Source organism: Maridesulfovibrio sp. (assembly GCF_963677005.1).
Classification (GTDB): domain Bacteria; phylum Desulfobacterota; class Desulfovibrionia; order Desulfovibrionales; family Desulfovibrionaceae; genus Maridesulfovibrio.
This window is the reverse complement of record NZ_OY781616.1, coordinates 2,111,121-2,127,292: the sequence shown is the minus strand read 5'-3', so window position 1 is coordinate 2,127,292 and position 16,172 is coordinate 2,111,121. Positions and strand designations below refer to the sequence as shown.

The 16,172-nt window shown below is 54.4% G+C and carries 11 protein-coding genes; 6 read left to right on the top strand and 5 right to left on the bottom strand.

Features of this window, described 5'->3' with window-relative positions; all coding sequences use genetic code 11:
* Positions 1 to 128: 128 nt before the first annotated feature.
* Positions 129 to 710: a hypothetical protein gene (locus tag ACKU4E_RS09520; RefSeq protein WP_320170840.1), complete on the top strand. Its 582-nt coding sequence runs from the start codon at positions 129 to 131 to the stop codon at positions 708 to 710.
* A gap of 241 nt (positions 711 to 951) precedes the next feature.
* Here the strand turns inward: ACKU4E_RS09520 and metC are convergent, their stop codons facing one another.
* The 4 genes from metC to ACKU4E_RS09500 all read right to left on the bottom strand — a co-directional run bounded on the left by metC (position 952) and on the right by ACKU4E_RS09500 (position 5,494).
* Positions 952 to 2,109 carry a cystathionine beta-lyase gene (gene metC / locus ACKU4E_RS09515; RefSeq protein WP_320170839.1) on the bottom strand — a complete coding sequence of 386 codons (1,158 nt, stop codon included), beginning with the start codon at positions 2,107 to 2,109 and terminating at the stop codon, positions 952 to 954.
* Between the two features lie 287 nt (positions 2,110 to 2,396).
* Positions 2,397 to 3,488, bottom strand: coding sequence for a 3-dehydroquinate synthase (gene aroB, locus ACKU4E_RS09510; protein WP_320170838.1), 1,092 nt, complete (start codon positions 3,486 to 3,488; stop codon positions 2,397 to 2,399).
* Positions 3,488 to 4,579: a bifunctional 3-deoxy-7-phosphoheptulonate synthase/chorismate mutase type II gene (locus ACKU4E_RS09505; RefSeq protein ID WP_320170837.1), complete on the bottom strand. Its 1,092-nt coding sequence runs from the start codon at positions 4,577 to 4,579 to the stop codon at positions 3,488 to 3,490. The genes aroB and ACKU4E_RS09505 overlap by 1 nt, the downstream gene beginning before the upstream one ends.
* 513 nt (positions 4,580 to 5,092) lie before the next feature.
* A complete protein-coding gene (locus tag ACKU4E_RS09500; RefSeq protein ID WP_320170836.1) occupies positions 5,093 to 5,494 on the bottom strand; it encodes an Hpt domain-containing protein in 402 nt (133 codons plus the stop codon).
* A 253-nt stretch (positions 5,495 to 5,747) separates the two neighbouring features.
* Here ACKU4E_RS09500 and ACKU4E_RS09495 point away from each other — a divergent pair, with 253 nt between their 5' ends.
* Genes ACKU4E_RS09495 through ACKU4E_RS09485 form a run of 3 tightly spaced genes read left to right on the top strand, consistent with a single transcriptional unit; the run spans position 5,748 to position 9,781 of the window.
* Positions 5,748 to 7,673, top strand: a complete 1,926-nt coding sequence (locus ACKU4E_RS09495; RefSeq protein WP_320170835.1) for an ATP-binding cassette domain-containing protein — start codon at positions 5,748 to 5,750, stop codon at positions 7,671 to 7,673.
* 39 nt (positions 7,674 to 7,712) lie between these two features.
* Positions 7,713 to 9,074 (top strand): potassium transporter TrkG, encoded by a 1,362-nt coding sequence (locus ACKU4E_RS09490; protein WP_320170834.1) that lies wholly within the window; start codon positions 7,713 to 7,715, stop codon positions 9,072 to 9,074.
* A gap of 50 nt (positions 9,075 to 9,124) precedes the next feature.
* Positions 9,125 to 9,781: a TrkA family potassium uptake protein gene (locus ACKU4E_RS09485; protein ID WP_320170833.1), complete on the top strand. Its 657-nt coding sequence runs from the start codon at positions 9,125 to 9,127 to the stop codon at positions 9,779 to 9,781.
* A 5-nt stretch (positions 9,782 to 9,786) separates the two neighbouring features.
* Here ACKU4E_RS09485 and ACKU4E_RS09480 read toward each other — a convergent pair whose 3' ends face one another.
* Positions 9,787 to 10,767, bottom strand: a complete 981-nt coding sequence (locus tag ACKU4E_RS09480; protein ID WP_320170832.1) for a tetratricopeptide repeat protein — start codon at positions 10,765 to 10,767, stop codon at positions 9,787 to 9,789.
* 109 nt (positions 10,768 to 10,876) lie between these two features.
* Between ACKU4E_RS09480 and ACKU4E_RS09475 the strand changes: the two genes are divergently transcribed.
* Together ACKU4E_RS09475 and ACKU4E_RS09470 are read left to right on the top strand one after the other, a co-directional pair.
* Entirely contained in the window at positions 10,877 to 11,731 is an 855-nt protein-coding gene (locus tag ACKU4E_RS09475; protein WP_320170831.1) for a glutaminyl-peptide cyclotransferase, read from the top strand.
* Positions 11,724 to 16,028, top strand: coding sequence for a BadF/BadG/BcrA/BcrD ATPase family protein (locus ACKU4E_RS09470; protein WP_320170830.1), 4,305 nt, complete (start codon positions 11,724 to 11,726; stop codon positions 16,026 to 16,028). Before ACKU4E_RS09475 ends, ACKU4E_RS09470 begins: the two co-directional genes overlap by 8 nt.
* Positions 16,029 to 16,172 lie beyond the last annotated feature (144 nt).

Sequence of the window (16,172 nt, the reverse complement as noted above, 5' to 3'; positions counted from 1 at the left end):
TTTCCGGTGTCGATTTTACTTGCCAATAAGAATCAAATTATATCTAACTGTACCCGATGACACCTGAAAACGGGATTTCACCCGGTGTGGAGATTTATTTGAACCGGCAACACAAGCGGAGGTGCCAAATGAACAGAATAGATGAACTGCTCGGCAGGATTGACGGTCTTGAAAAGGAACTGCGTGACGAGCTGCACAATGTGAAAAACGAATTCCTGTATACTGTGCAGGAAAGAAAAGTTCGTTTCAGTGAGGATGTTCGCGAAAAGCATCGTGAACTGGCCGCCCGCTGGAGCGAATATGTATATGATTCGGGTGTATGGGTCATCCTGACCATCCCTTTTATCTGGATGCCGCTTATCCCGGCCATGGCCCTTGATCTCACAACCTGGCTGTATCAGCTCATGTGTTTCCCCGTGTACGGAATTCCCATGGTGAAGCGGCGTGACTATGTGGTCATTGATCGCCACTCACTTAAATATCTCAACCTCATAGAAAAGGTAAACTGCTTTTACTGCGGGTATTTCAACGGGCTTATCGGCTTCATACGCGAGGTTGCGGCCCGGACCGAGCAGTACTGGTGCCCGATCCGCCATGCCCGGCCGGTAAAGTCCGTGCACAGCCGCTACCGTCACTTTTTCCCGTACGGAGACGCGGAAGGATATCGCAAAGGTCTTAACGAAGTCCGCCAGGAGTTTGATGACGTATAGTTTTAATGTCTCCGGCGGCCTTAAACCCTTTTGCAAATATGGCTATTGCCTTAGCTCCGCAAAATTTTTGATTCAGGTAGCAGCGTTCAATGCAACAGCCTTAAACTATTAGGGTTTCCAAAGGCCCATCAGCCCTTAGGCGAGAGGCTTTGCTTCGAGTCTTAGGGATGTGGAGAGCAGAGATGGATTATCCCCTTTGGCCGTCGGAGACGAAATCAAATTATCAAAAGCGCGAAGCGCATCAGATTCTTCCAAGCCCCTGATCAAGATCGTCCATCAGATCCTGCGGGTCTTCAAGGCCGATGTTCAGTCTGAATATGGTTTTTCCTTCGTATCCGAAGGGGTTGGTCCGTTGGAATCTTCCTCCGGTTATGAGGCTTTTGTATCCGCCCCAGCTGTATCCCAGCCCGAACAGCTTGAGGGAATCCACGAAAAGGGCGTGATCCTTGTTTTCCAGATCTTCCCGCAGGGTGAATCCGAAAAGACCGCTGGATCCAGTGAAGTCCCTTTTCCAGATTTCATGCTGGGGATGGCTTTCAAGGGCCGGGTGGATGACGGATTCCACTGCTTCGTGGCCTGAGAGCCAGCGGGCAATTTCAAGGGCGGATTTCTCATGCTGACGCAGGCGCACCTGAAGAGTGCGCAGCCCCCGCAATGCCTGATAGCAGTCTTCCTGCGAGGCGAATGCTTCGTAAATTCCGCAGCATTTTTCAAATGTCTCCCAATGTTCCTCTGTGGCGGAAACAGTTCCGAGCAGGATGTCCGAATGCCCGGTGATGTATTTGGTGGCGGACTGTATGGATACATCCACGCCCAGCTTGAAGGGATTCAGGTACAGGGGGGTGGCCCACGTATTGTCCATGACGGTGACGATGCCTTTTTCCCGGCAGACTTTGGTGATTGCGGGGATATCCTGTATTTCGAATGTGTTTGACCCCGGTGATTCCATGAACACTAGTCTGGTGTTTTCGCGGATGAATCCTGAAATGTCCGCCCCGGATGCGGAGGGCAGGAACTCGGTTGTGACGCCGTATTTGGCCAGCATTTCGTTGCAAAAACGGCGGGTCGGCCCGTAAACATTGTCGCAGATGAGGATATGGTCGCCCTGTGCGGTAAAAGCGGTAAGGACCATCGCGATGGCCGCAATTCCGGATTGGAAGGCCCGGCATCCGTGTGCTCCTTCTAGTTCAGTCATTGCCGACTCAAAGGCTTTTTGGGCGGCCAGTCCGGACGTGCCGTATTCAATCCCTTCGAACCGGCCCTGATTGGCCTTGAGCATATCCGCGTATGAATCGAACAGGACCGTTGAGGCCCGGTGCAGCGGAGGATTGATGGTGTTTATGGAAAGTTGTGATTCCTGTTTGCCGGAATTGATCAGTCTTGTGGAAATTTTGTGCATTTCGGCTCCTTGTTGGCTTTATGCGTAGTATCTTTATCCGGAGGGTAAAACAAGCGGATACAGCCGCGCAGGATTAAGCATAAAATGCCACGGCATCGTTGGATACCGTGGCATTGTTTTTATTGTTTTTGCAGACATATCAGGTGCGGACTGATTTTCGATATGGCGAAGCCCTGATAAAAGCTTTTGGGGTTCTTAACCCCTTTTGTCAAAAGGGGGTTAAGGCCCCCGGCAGGGTCGCCGAAGGCTTTCTATGACGAAACCTCCGGCTGTGCGCCAGATTTCCGCTACTCGGCTATATTTTCAAGTTCCGCCCGGATAAGCTCCAGCGGAAAATCTTCGCGGATAACTGCTTTGCCGAGACTTTCCAGCCCGACCACTACAACCGAACCTTCTTTGACTTTCTTATCCCGTTTCATGAGTTCCATGATTTCATCGGGTTTTATGTCCAGCCTGGCCGTAGCCATTCCGAGCCGGTCCATGACAGCTTCATGCAGCGCAAGGTCTTCATCGGAAAGCATTTTATCCCGGTTGCAGGCTCTTGAAACTATGCGCATGCCGTAGGCAACGCATTCGCCGTGAGCCATTTCGTACCCGGAGAATGTTTCAATGGCGTGCCCGACAGTATGCCCGTAGTTCAGTATGCGGCGTACACCGCCTTCCTTTTCGTCACGGGAGACGACATCGGCTTTTATTTCGCAGCAGCGGGCCACTATTTCCGACATGACGGACCGGTCCAGCTTCAGCACCTTTTCGGCATTATCATGCAGATATTCGACCAGTTCGCGGCTGCAGATGAATCCGTGTTTGACAACCTCGCCAAGGCCGCTGAGGATTTCTCTTTCCGGCAGGGTGTCCAGTGCCGTGATGTCGGAATAGACATGCCTGGGCTGGTAGAACATTCCGCAGTAGTTTTTGCCTCCGCTGATGTTCACCGCAACCTTTCCACCCACCGAGGAATCGACCTGTGAGAGCAGGGTGGTCGGAACCTGCACGAAATTGATGCCGCGCATATAGCTACCGGCCACATATCCGGAAAGGTCGCCGACCACACCTCCGCCGAGCGCCACCACTACATCCTGCCGGTTTATACCGGCTTCAAGCATGGCTTCGAGCAGGGACCTGAATACGTCCAGCGATTTGCTGTTTTCTCCGGCGGGAACAGTCAGCAGCAGGGCTTCGATATCTTTCAGCGCGAGCTTTTCGGACATTTCCAGTCCGAAAAGTTCGCGGGTATTCTCGTCGCAGATGATTACCGGGGTATGTCCGTATTTCCTTTCACACAGGTCCGCGACAACTGTGTCCATGAGGGAACAGCCGACGTTGATTTCGTATGAATTGTCGAACTCGCCCCGAAGTTCAACGCTGACAGTGGGCATTATTCTTCTCCGGCCAGAACGCATTCCTGCTGGCGCAGGGATTCTTCATGGATGTACTGGAATACGCGCAGCATGAAGTGTTCGTCCATTCCGCGGGCAACACCTTCGCGAGTACGTTTTTCAACGGTCTTTTTCCACTGTGTGGGCTGCAGCAGTGCAATGCCGCGCTCGCACTTCATCTGGCCGATCTTGCGGCCGATGGCCATGCGTTCGGCCAGCAGTTCTACAATGGCGTCGTCGATTTCTTCCAGACGGGCGCGGCTGCTTTCCATGCTGTGGACGAATTCTTCATCTTCCACAGAGGCATGTTTGGGCTTGAGTCCGGCCAGCACCTTGCCGAGATCTTCGGGGGTGAACTGCTGCTTGCTGTCGCTGAGTGCTACATCAGGGTTGATGTGTGACTCGATCATCAGGCCGTCAAAGAGCAGGTCGAGTGCTTTCTGAGCAACGCCGGGGATAAGCTCCCTTTTTCCGCAGAGATGGCTCGGGTCGCAGATAATGGGCAGAGTTTCACAGCGGCGGCGCAGTTCAATGAAAATTCTCCAGTTGGGGGCATTGCGGTATTCGCTGGGACGGGCGGAAGAGAAACCGCGATGAATGGCACCGAGTTTTTTCACCCCGGCCTTGTTCAGGCGTTCCAGGGCGCCGATCCAGAGCTCAACGTCCGGGTTGATGGGGTTTTTGACCAGCACGGGAATATCGGTTCCTTTGAGGCTGTCGGCAAGGGCCTGGACCGCAAACGGGTTTACGGTGGTTCTTGCGCCGACCCAGATCATGTCCACACCGTATTTGAGGCAGAGTTCCACGTGTTCGGGATTGGCGGTTTCGCAGGAGATGGGCAGCCCGGTCGCTTCCTTGGCTTCAACAAGCCACTTGAGACCTTCTTCGCCCATGCCTTCAAAGCAGTTGGGGCGGGTGCGCGGTTTCCATATACCGGCGCGCAGGATGTGTACGCCTTTGTCGGCAATACCTTTTGCGGTTTCAAGAAGCTGTTCGCGGGATTCGGCGCTGCATGGACCGGCTATGATCAGCGGGCCGTCGTTGTTGAATCCCCAAGAATCCAAACCTGTTATATCGAGTTGAACGCTCATGACTCTGACCTCCATGAAGTTTGAATGTTGATGGAAAGTCCGGACCGGATTGATTTTGAATCGGGAAAAACTGCAATGGTGTAATCCGGAACTGCCGGATTATGCAGAAAACAGCATGGGTAAAATCGGCCGGAATGAAAAGATGTGTGCCGGGCCAAAGCTCGGCCTGACAGGAGCAATCAAAACAAATTGTTAATGAATAAGAAATCCGTAAACCTGCCGGGGAGGCGGTGTCGGCACAGGTTTGCTGTCCGGCCTGACGTAATCAGGAGCACAGAACCTTGAATCTGCCTGGATATCTTGGAAGGTCCATAACACCGTAACGCCCTAAGGTAAACACCAACTAACCCGTTTTTGCGTATTTTAACCGCATTTGCGCTTTGAGGGAATACTTGAAATAAAAAGAGAGCTCAAAAAGGAGTTGGCGCCGTACAGCGAAAACAGATCGGACGCCGGTATGAAGGCTGAGAGATCCTGCGGTGTATTATTGTGAAGCTTGTGGTCCGGCTAAATTCAGCTTTCGTTGGAGAGGGCGCGCTGGACCGAAACCTCAAGCATTGTCTTTTGCAGGCGGATGCTTTTTTCGTTGCTGTTGAGGACGTCTTCGGTTAAAGACCGCAGCTTGTCCACGGATTCCAGTGAAGCGGTGATGATCAGTTCTGTGGGGATAAGCCCTTCGGAGCGGATCATTTCAAGAACGTTTTCAAGCTTGTGGGAAAGTTCTTCAATGCGGTAGAGTTTAAGCAGGTTGGACCCTGCCTTTACGGAATGGGCATCCCTGAAAATGGAATTTATCAATTCCGGAGGGCAGCCGTCGGAATAGTTCTCCAATTCGAGCAGGCCGGATTCGATATTGTCCAGCCGTTCCAGTGTTTCTTCCTGGAATATGTCAAGCAGCCTGTCGCCTGTGCTCATTTCCTTACCAACTCCGGTTCATCTATCGTATTTGTCCGGATGCGCTCAACCGGACAACGCTTAACTGCCTCATGCAGGTGGTTTCGTCAACAGCTTGTAACAGATAAGGCGGGAGAACCGAACCTGAAAGCTTTTCTTTTCGGCGACAAAATTCTACACTGCCGCCCTCTTTGTAATGAATACTATATAATATGATTATGCATGTCTTCAATAATATAATGGTTTTTACCAATTAGTGAGCGGAGTTGTCCAGATGGCTTTAATCAGCGTAAACGATGTTTCCATGTCTTTCGGCGGGCCTTTGCTGCTGGACGGAGTTTCCTTTCAGGTGGAGGAAGGTCAGCGGATTTGTATTGTGGGGCGTAACGGAGAGGGCAAATCCACCCTGCTGCGGCTCATGAGCGGAGATCTGGTCCCGGACGCCGGTACCATTGCCTGCCAGAAGGGAACTTCGGTCGCCCGGCTTTCACAAAAGGTCCCGGAAGTTCTTAAAGGAACCGTTTTCGAGGTTGTCGCCGGAGGACTCGGTGAACTCGGTCAGGCCTTGTCCCGTTATCACACGGTAAGCCTTGAGGTGGCGAACGGAGGAGATGTTTCCAGACTTTCCGAGATTGAGGAAGTCATGGAAAAGCATGGAGGGTGGGAAGCTCTGACCACTATTGAAATGGTCATTTCCCGGTTGTCGCTCAGTGCCGAAATGCGCTTCGAGAACCTGTCCGGCGGACTCAAGCGTCGGGCGCTGCTGGCCCGTGCGCTGGCCAGCGCTCCGGATGTTCTGCTGCTTGACGAGCCCACCAACCATCTGGACATAGATTCCATTGCCTGGCTGGAAGAGTTTATCCTCAAGAATATCAAGACCCTGATTTTCATTACTCACGACCGTATGTTCCTGCGCCGTATAGCAACCCGTATAATCGAGCTGGACCGCGGGAACCTTGCCGACTGGGCCTGCGATTACGATACCTTTTTGAAGCGCAAGGAGGATCTGCTCGCAGCCGAAGAGAAGAACTGGTCCGAGTTCGACAAGAAGCTGGCCCGCGAGGAAGTCTGGATACGGCAGGGCATAAAGGCCCGGCGTACCAGAAACGAGGGCAGGGTGCGTGCGCTGAAGAAAATGCGCGATGAACGCAACGTCCGGCGTGAACGCACCGGCAGTGTCAGCATGGAAATTCAGGAAGCCGATCGTTCCGGCAAGATGGTCGCGGAGGTTGTCGGCGCGACCTATTCGTGGGACGGGAATCCCGTTTTCAAGGGCCTGACGACAACCATAATGCGCGGTGACCGCGTAGGTATAATCGGACCCAACGGTGCGGGCAAGACAACGCTTATAAACGTGCTGCTGGGCAGGCTCAATCCGGATAGCGGGAGTGTCCGGCTCGGTACCAAGCTTGAAATTTCGTATTTTGACCAGCACCGCGAGCAGCTTGACCCGGACAGGTCCGTTCGCGACAGCGTGGCTGACGGAAACGACACCGTGACCATTAACGGCCGGGCCAAGCACGTCATGGGCTATCTCAAGGATTTTCTGTTTTCGCCGGACCGGGCCAATTATCCGGTCAGCGTTCTTTCCGGCGGAGAGAGGAACAGGCTGCTGCTGGCGAGACTGTTCACCAGACCGTCCAACCTGCTGATAATGGACGAACCTACCAACGATCTGGATGCCGAAACCCTTGAACTGCTTGAGGACCGGCTGATGGAATATCCCGGAACCGTGATTATCGTCAGCCACGACAGGGCGTTTCTGAACAACGTGGTCACCGGGACACTGGCGTTCGAGGGGAACTGCAAGGTTCGGGAATACATTGGCGGATATGACGACTGGGTACGCCAGCGCCCTGAAAAGGAACCTGAAGCCAAGCCGAAGACAGCCAAACCGAAGAGCAGAAAATCGCCGGACAGTCGTCCTGAAAAACTCAGCTATAAGGAACAGCGTGAATTCGAAGCGCTGGAGGCAGAAATTCTGGAGCTCCCCGGCAGGATAGAAGCTTTGGAGTCCGCAATCGAAGATATTCAGACTCGGATGGCCGACCCGGAATTCTACAAGAAGTCGGCAGAGGAAATGGCCTCGGCCCAGAAACAGCTGGAAGAGGCTGAGGCCGAGCACGAATCCGCTTTCGCCCGCTGGGAAGAAGTGGAAGAAAAACTGGCCGTGCTCCGGGAACGCACCGGCAGGCAATAGCCTTGCCATATCCCGGTCTCAGGCGTAGAAACTACGGTTATGAATTCAAAAGCGTCCTCACCTTTCTGGATGCCCGTCTATGCATTTCTGGCAGCAATAGTTGTCGGCGGGCTGCTCCTGAAACTTGATGTCTGTCATCCTGGAAGGGATCTTTCCTTCATAGATGCCTTTTTTACCGCCACCTCGGCGGTTTGCGTCACCGGGCTGGCTGTTGTGGATACCGGGACTTTTTTCAGCCACGCCGGGCAGTTGGTGATCCTTGCACTGATTCAGCTCGGAGGGCTGGGCATAATGACCTATGCCAGTCTGGTCATCTACCTGCTCGGCAAGAAGGTCAGCGCGTCCGACCGCATCGCGGTCAGCCAGACCCTTATCCACGATCCATCGTTCAATATCGGCCATTTTATTGTCGGCGTTGTTGTTGCGGTCCTATCCATAGAAGGCATAGGAGCCATTCTGCTCAACAGGCTTGATCCGGTCGGGTTTGATTTTTATTCAGCGGTGTTTCATTCCATATCGGCATTCTGCAATGCCGGATTTTCGCTTTACTCGGACAGTCTGACCGCATGGAGGGACAACCCCGGCGTCAACGCGGTGTTCATGGCTTTGATCATCATGGGCGGACTCGGATTTTACGTAATGACCGAGCTTTGGCAGAAACTGTGCGACCTGATCCGTTCCCGTAAAAGCAAGGTTTCGGCTCACGCCATTTCGTGGCACACCAGAATAGTGCTCGAAACATCGCTGTTTCTGATTATTGCCGGGGGAGTGGTGATCTATTTCATAGAAAACCTGAAGGCCCGTGCCGTCAGCAGTGAAGGAGTGGGCACACTTGCCGCCCTGTTCCAGTCGGTCACCTGCCGTACTGCCGGATTCAATTCCATGGATATCTCGTCAATGACCAACATCTCGCTGCTGATCATGATCGGGCTGATGCTCATCGGAGGGTCTCCCGGATCATGTGCCGGCGGCCTCAAGACAACTACCTTCAGGACCTGGCTGGGGTTCATCATATCCAAGATCAAGGGGCACTCGCAGGTAAAGGTCGGCTGGTACGCACTTAGCGAGGAGAGCGTCAACCGCGCGCTTACCCTTTTGACCATTGCCAGCGTGATTCTGGGCTCGGCCATAATCGCCTTGAGCATAAGTGAAGGGAACTACCTGCCGCACACCCGGGCCAGGGGACATTTCATAGAACTCACTTTCGAAGCCGTTTCTGCTTTTGCCACAGTCGGGCTGTCCACAGGGGTAACTCCCACATTGAGCGGTGCAGGAAAGATGATTATAATCATGTTGATGTTTGTCGGTCGTCTGGGACCTGTCTGGCTGCTGACGGCAATCAACAGCTGGCAGAGCGAACCCCGCTACAGGCTGCCGGAAGATGACCTGCCCCTCGGGTAGATATGAATCGGCATGCCGCCGCAAGGCTGCATTGCATCAGGAGAAAGCAATTGTCAGAAAAAATTGAAGTCGGAGTTATCGGTCTGGGCAAATTCGGTCTGGAACTGGCCATCACCTTGCGCAAGCTGGGACACAGCGTCACCGGCATAGACAGCAGCGAGGAACGGGTCAAGGCTGCAAAGCCATATCTTGCGCAGGTTTTTGAAGCCGACGGCACCGATCCGCAGACATTGGAACAACTCAGTTTTCAGGATTTCAACTACGTGGTGGTTTCCACCGGCGACTCCATGGAGGCAAGCATTCTGGTGGTGCTCAACCTTCAGGAAATCGGGGTCAACAAGATCTGGGTCAAGGCCATCAGTGAGGCGCACAAAAAGGTGCTGAGCAAGATGGGGGTGGATTTTGTCGTCTTTCCGGAACATTTCGCTGCCAAACAGCTTGCCCATAAGCTGGCCACACCCGGAATGGTGGAATATCTTTCCATGGGGCAGGACATACTGATCAAGGAGCGCGAGGCTGCCGACTGGGCGGGCAAGACGCTTATCGACCTTAATCTGACCAACAACTATCAGGTACAGGTCATCGCCATCAGGAAGGCCGGATCGGATGACCTCGACTTTGTTCCCAAGGCAAACGACCCGCTGGACAAGAGTGATGTGCTGATCATGATCGGACAGCGCGAGAACCTGCTCAAACTTCCGGATTAGGAAAATTACATGTCGTCGAGGTTGTACATGTCCTTTTCTATTTCATCCAAGCGCATGTCCTCTTCCTCAATGGCGATCATGCGATCCCTTATTTCGTGAGTCTTCTCGATTGCGTCGTCCAACTCTATTCCGGCGGCCAGCTGCATCTTGCGAAGCAGGGTAAGTACCTCGCTGCGCAGCGTGCTTCCGTTTTTGTCCGAGCCCATATCGCGGAGCATTCCGTCATCAACAGACGTCCGTTTGATAAGGTAGTGGCAGAATTTTACAGCTTCCTTCACTCCCCGGTTCTTTTCCAGACACATGGTCAGGTAACGGATGCAGTTCTGCCAGTCCCCGGCCTCAAAATGGGTTCGGGCAATGTTGAAAAACAGGTTTTCGTCATTTGAATCCAGATCCACACCGCGTTTGTAATATTCGAGAGCCTGACGGTACATACCGTTTTTGCGCATGGATATCCCGAAATCGTTGAACATGTGCTTGTGTTCAGGCTGGAAGGCGGATTTCATCTCCAGAACCTTGGAGAATATTTCAAACGCCTTTTCCGCATCTCCCTTTTCCAGGTAGGTCAGCCCCAGTCCGAAGGTGGCGCGGACATTGTTTTCGTCAACGGCCAAAGCGTCGGCGTATTCCATCTCCGCGCTGTACAGCTCGCCCCGTTCCCGGTGGGCCTCCCCTCTTTCCAGCCTTTGGTCCTGTTTTTCCATGGCGGGGCGGACATGCTGCTGCCAGTAGTCGAGTTCAAGGGCGTAGTCCGCAGAGAATTCTTCTGCGCTGACAGTTCTGGACGGTCCTGCCGGGACGTTGCTTTCATTGAGTTCCTGCAGTTCGAAGGAATCCTCGTCCAACTTGCGGGCCAGCCAGTATATTTTGTCTTCACCCATTCCCGCTTCGGAACGCATGGAAACCGCTGTTACCAATTCCGGGCCCTTATTTTTCTTTTTGCCGGACGACGGTTCATATTTGAAAAAAGTAGCATCTGCTGCCATGTTGTGAATGCCTCCGATCCTGCGCGAATCACGACGTTTTCCGGACCGGTGGTTTCCGTGCGCAGGGCGTTGCGCGGTGTGTTGTTTCCATCCCGGTCTCTTGCCATCCATGGCGGAACTTTATAAGAAAACCACGAGAGTTCCGCCGATGCCAAATAAAAATACATTACTATTTCTGCTTGCAGCCAGTATAATTGTGCATTTTACCGTCGTAAATTGCCATGCGCAGATTATAACGTGCGCTCCCGTCGTTCCCTGCCGTATGATCAGGCATTTTCCCCACGACATCAACTCATTTACTCAGGGCTTATTGTACCATGCCGGTTCGTTTTATGAAAGTACCGGTAAACACGGACGTTCCGGAGTAAAAATTATCGATCCCGAGAGCGGGGAGGTGCGTGGAGAGGAAAGGCTGGATAAACGTTTTTTCGGAGAAGGGTTGTGCTTCTGGAATGACCAGCTGTACCAGCTTACCTGGCGAGAAGGAAAATGTTTTGTGTACGATTCCAGATCCCTTGCGCGTAAGGGCGTGTTCAAATATCGCGGGCAGGGCTGGGGGCTGACCACGGACGGAAAATTTCTGTTTCAAAGCAACGGTTCCTCATTGATTACCCTGCGTGACCCCTACGATTTCAAGCGTATCAGCAAATTGCAGATAAGCGATGGCGGAAGGAAGGTTTACCGCATAAACGAACTGGAATATATTTCCGGTATTATCTACTGCAACATATGGCAGGAAGACCTTATCGCGGCAGTTGACAGCCTCAGCGGCAGTGTCCTTTTCTGGCTGGATATTTCGGACCTGAGGCCCTTGGCCGGTCCTGAAGCCGAGGCCGCAAACGGAATCGCCTGGGACAGCGAAGGTAAGAGGCTTTTTGTTACCGGAAAATTCTGGGACAAGATATTTCAGATTGAACTGCCGACAATTGCGGGAAAAAAGGCGTCCGGACATTTATATGATTAAATCGCTTGGTATCTGTGCCGGAGCATCAACCATCGGCTTTGTCCTTGTTTCAATGAAAAACGGACAGCCTGAAGTTGCCGAGGTCCTGTCCCTCAGTCATGAAGGAGACCCCGCGGGAACGGTTCTCAGGGGGCTTGAGCAGATAGGCTCTCTGAACACTGTACGCACGGCTGTGACCGGGCGCAAGTTCCGTCATCTCCTGAATCTCCCGTCCATCCCTGAACCGCAGGCCGTGGAACTCGCTTTTGCCGTCAGCGAACCGGCTGTACGCGAATGCCGGACCCTGCTCAGTGCCGGGGGTGAAACCTTTATGGCCTATCTGATGGACTCGGACGGTATGGTTGAAACCGTGCATACCGGCAACAAATGCGCTTCCGGGACCGGGGAGTTTCTGGTTCAGCAGCTCGGACGTATGGGGCTGGGCCTTGAAAGCATGAAGGATATGGACCGTGACGCGGTGGCACACAAGGTTTCCGGCCGCTGTTCCGTTTTCTGCAAGAGCGACTGCACCCATGCCCTGAACAAGGGAGTGAAAAAGGAAGCCGTGGTCGCCGGACTCGCCCGGATGATGTCCGGAAAATGTGTGGAACTGCTGCGCAAGCTCCCGTCCGGAAAGGTGGGGCTGATAGGCAACTGTTCACGCAACGGTTTCATGGTAAGGGAGTTGCGCCGGGAAATTTCCGAACTTGTGATTCCCGAATACGGGCAGTGCTTCGAGGCATTGGGGGCGGCCCTCTGGGCGGTCGGGCACGGCGCATTGCTTCCGGATGATAAACGGTCCCTCATCCGCAAGGGAAGCACCGGATTTACCTGCCTGTCTCCGCTGAATAATTTTATGGACCGGGTTGAATTTCATTCCGGAGGACGCTGCGCGTACCGGGAAGGGATGGAACTGTCCCTCGGGCTGGATGTAGGGTCCACCACCACCAAGGGGGTGCTGGTGGACATGGAAGGATGCTGCATTGTGGCTTCCAGCTATCTGCGCACCGACGGGGACCCGGTGGGTGCCTCCCGGCGGGTCTATGCCGATCTGGCCGCGCAGGTGCCGGGCGGGACTATTGCCACGGTTATGGGCGTTACCGGCTCTGGGCGCAATATCGCCGGGCTGCATGCCGGAACCGGCGGCATAATCAACGAGATAACCGCCCATGCCGCCGCCGCTGTTCATTATGATCCGGGAGTGGATACCATTTTCGAGATCGGCGGACAGGATGCCAAGTACACCTGGCTCAAGAATTCCGTGCCTTGCGATTACGCCATGAACGAGGCCTGCAGCGCCGGAACCGGTTCCTTCCTGGAGGAGAGCGCAAGGGAAACGCTGGGAATAGCGGTTGACGATATCGCGGACATTGCCTTCCGAGGAGAGAATCCTCCGAATTTCAACGACCAGTGTGCTGCGTTCATTGCCTCGGATCTGAAGCTTGCGGCGCAGGAGGGCGTTCCCCTCGAAGATATGGTTGCCGGTCTGGTGTACTCGGTGTGCATCAACTACTCCAACAGGGTCAAGGGCAGCCGCACTGTCGGCAGCACGATTTTCATGCAGGGCGGCGTCTGCTACAACCGGGCCGTGCCTGTGGCCATGGCCGCGCTGACCGGAACCCGGATCATCGTCCCGCCCGATCCGGGATTGACCGGAGCATTCGGGGTTGCCCTTGAGGCCGTCCGCCGCACGGAGCAGGGGGTGCTTGAAAAGGGCGTTTACGACCTCCGGGAACTTGCCGCGCGGGAAGTGACCTACAGGAAACCTTTTATCTGCGGCGGTGGCGGACGCGATTGCGACCTGCGTTGCTCCATAGCCCGCATTGAGGTGAACGGAAAGGTCTTTCCATTCGGCGGCATCTGCAACCGTTACGATAATTCCGGCGCTTCCGGAAAATTGAATAGTGGGACCGTGGCGCATGGGACTTCCGAACATGGATCCGCTGGTCGCGGGACAGTTGGAGATGAGCCGATAGAGCCGGCTGAGGACCTTGTCACATGGCGGGAAAAAAGGGTCTATCGGGATTACCTGCCACCTGTTTACGGACAGCCCGTGGTCGGCATGAACCGTTCGCTGCTGATGAATACGTGGTTCCCGCTGTTCAACTCCTTTTTCCGGGGACTCGGCTTCAGCGTGCGTATCCCTGAATCCGTGGATCAGGAAGCGATTGAGCGCAAGGGCGCTCCGTTCTGCCATCCCGTGGAACTGGCCCACGGCAGCATGGGGACGCTGCTCGAATTTGATACGGATTTCATTTTTCTTCCGCACCTGCGCTCCATGCCGCTTAAGGGCGGAGATCGTTCCTGCGCCTGCGTGCTGGTGCAGGGGGAGCCCTACTACCTGCGCTCCGCTTTTCCCGAACTGGAAAAACGTATTGTTCTTTCCCCGGTTCTGCACATGCAGCAGGGACAGGAGCAGCTTCGTGCAGCCCTGCTGGATACCGCGTCCCGCATGGGTGTTTCCGCAGGGCGGGCCGCCCGTGCATTTGAGGAGGCCGTTGCGGTACAGGAGCGTTTTTTTGAAGACCTGCGCGCAAAGGGCGAGGAGTTCCTTTCCTCGGTCGAGTCCGTGCCGGAAGGAAAAGCCGTTGTGCTTTTCGGACGGGCCTATAATGCCTTTACCGCTCTGGCCAACAAATCCATCCCGGCAAAGCTGGCGACAAGGGGAGTCTCGGTTATTCCCTGCGACATGATTCCGCGCAGCGGGGGATGCTCCGCCGATCTGAACATGTACTGGGCCACCGGCGAGCAGATTATGGATTCCGCCGCCTTTGTGGCCGGACATGATAAACTTTTCGGGGTCTACATAACAAATTTTTCCTGCGGTCCGGATTCCTTTCTGCTGGGACATTTCAGAAAAATGATGGGGCGCAGACCCTCGCTGACCCTTGAACTGGACAGCCACACCGCCGACGCCGGAATAGAAACCCGTATCGAAGCCTTTCTGGATATAGTTGACGGCTACAACCGGCTGGACCGCGAACCGGAACGGAAGAGCGTTTTCCGACCGGCCCGTTGCGAGTTCCGGGACCGCAGAACCGGTCTGGTCGATTCCGAAGACCGCTGGTACGCGGTAAACGATCCCGAGGTGACCCTGCTTATTCCCAGTCTGGGCGAGATAAGCACGGATTTTCTGGGCGCGTCCATGAGTCGGGACAACATCCGCTATGTCGTGCTGCCCCATGCAAGCGAACATGGGCTCAAGATGGGGCGCAACAACTCTTCCTGCAAGGAATGCCTGCCCCTGCAGCTGACCGCCGGAGCACTGCTTGAATATCTGGAAAAGCACAGTGCACATGGCAAGCTTCTTTTTCTCATGCCCAAAGCCAAGGGCCCGTGCAGGTTCGGGCAGTATTCCGTTTTCGTGAACGATCTGATCGAGCGGCTGGAAATTCCCGACCTTGCCGTGTTTTCCCCAAGTTCCACCAACGGTTACGGAGGGCTTTCCACAAAAGTGACACTCGGCATGTGGCAGGGAATAGTCGCCGGTTCAGTTCTGGAAGACATTCATGCCACCATACTGACCGCAGCAAAGGATCGGGACAAGTCTCTTGAACTTTTCCGGAGTGTGCGTGGTGAAATGCTCGCCGCCATGGGCAGTTGGAAAGAATTTTCCAAGGCATTGCGCAAGGCGGCCGTGGACCTTTCCGCAATAGAGCTGGAGAGACCGGTGGAGGAGTATCCGGTAATTTCGCTGCTGGGGGAAATCTATGTCCGCCACGACCCGCTGGCCCGCCGTTCCCTGCCGGAACGTCTTTCCGAACAGGGCTTCATAGTCCGCGTGGCCCCGGTGCTGGAATGGATGAAATACACGGACTGGTTGAACCGCAAGGGCATCGAAGGCAAGGCCGGACTGGGAACCGTGATCACTCAGGGTATCAAGGGATATTTCGAGAAGCGCATTCGTTCCATACTTTCCGCCAGCGGTCTGCTGCATTTTCCCGGACCCGATGTGGGTAAGGTGGTGCGCACGGCCGGACCTTTCATTTCCGAGCAGCTTACCGGAGAGGCTGTCCTCACCGTAGGGGCCTCCCTGCATGAAATCATGTCTCCGTCCTGCGGGGTGATTGCCATCGGTCCTTTCGGGTGCATGCCCTCGCGGGTTGCCGAGGCTGTTTTAAGCGAGAAATTCCGGGCGGTATCGGCTGGGGGCAAGGCCACATCCATGCTGGATGATGATTCCCGGCTTCCCTTTCTGGCCATCGAGACTGACGGGAATCCCTTTCCGCAGCTGATTGAGGCCCGGCTGGAGGCCTTTTGCCTGCAGGCGGCCCGGCTCCATCGGCGGATCAGAAAAATGAATAAAAGTAAGCACTGATTGTTTTCCTGTTTGATGCGCTTCGCTCTTTTGATAATTTGATTTCGCCGCTGGCGGCCAAAGGGGATAATCCATCTCTGCTCTCCACATCCCTAAGACTCGAAGCAAAGCCTCTCGCCTAAGGGCTGATGGGCCTTTGGAAAC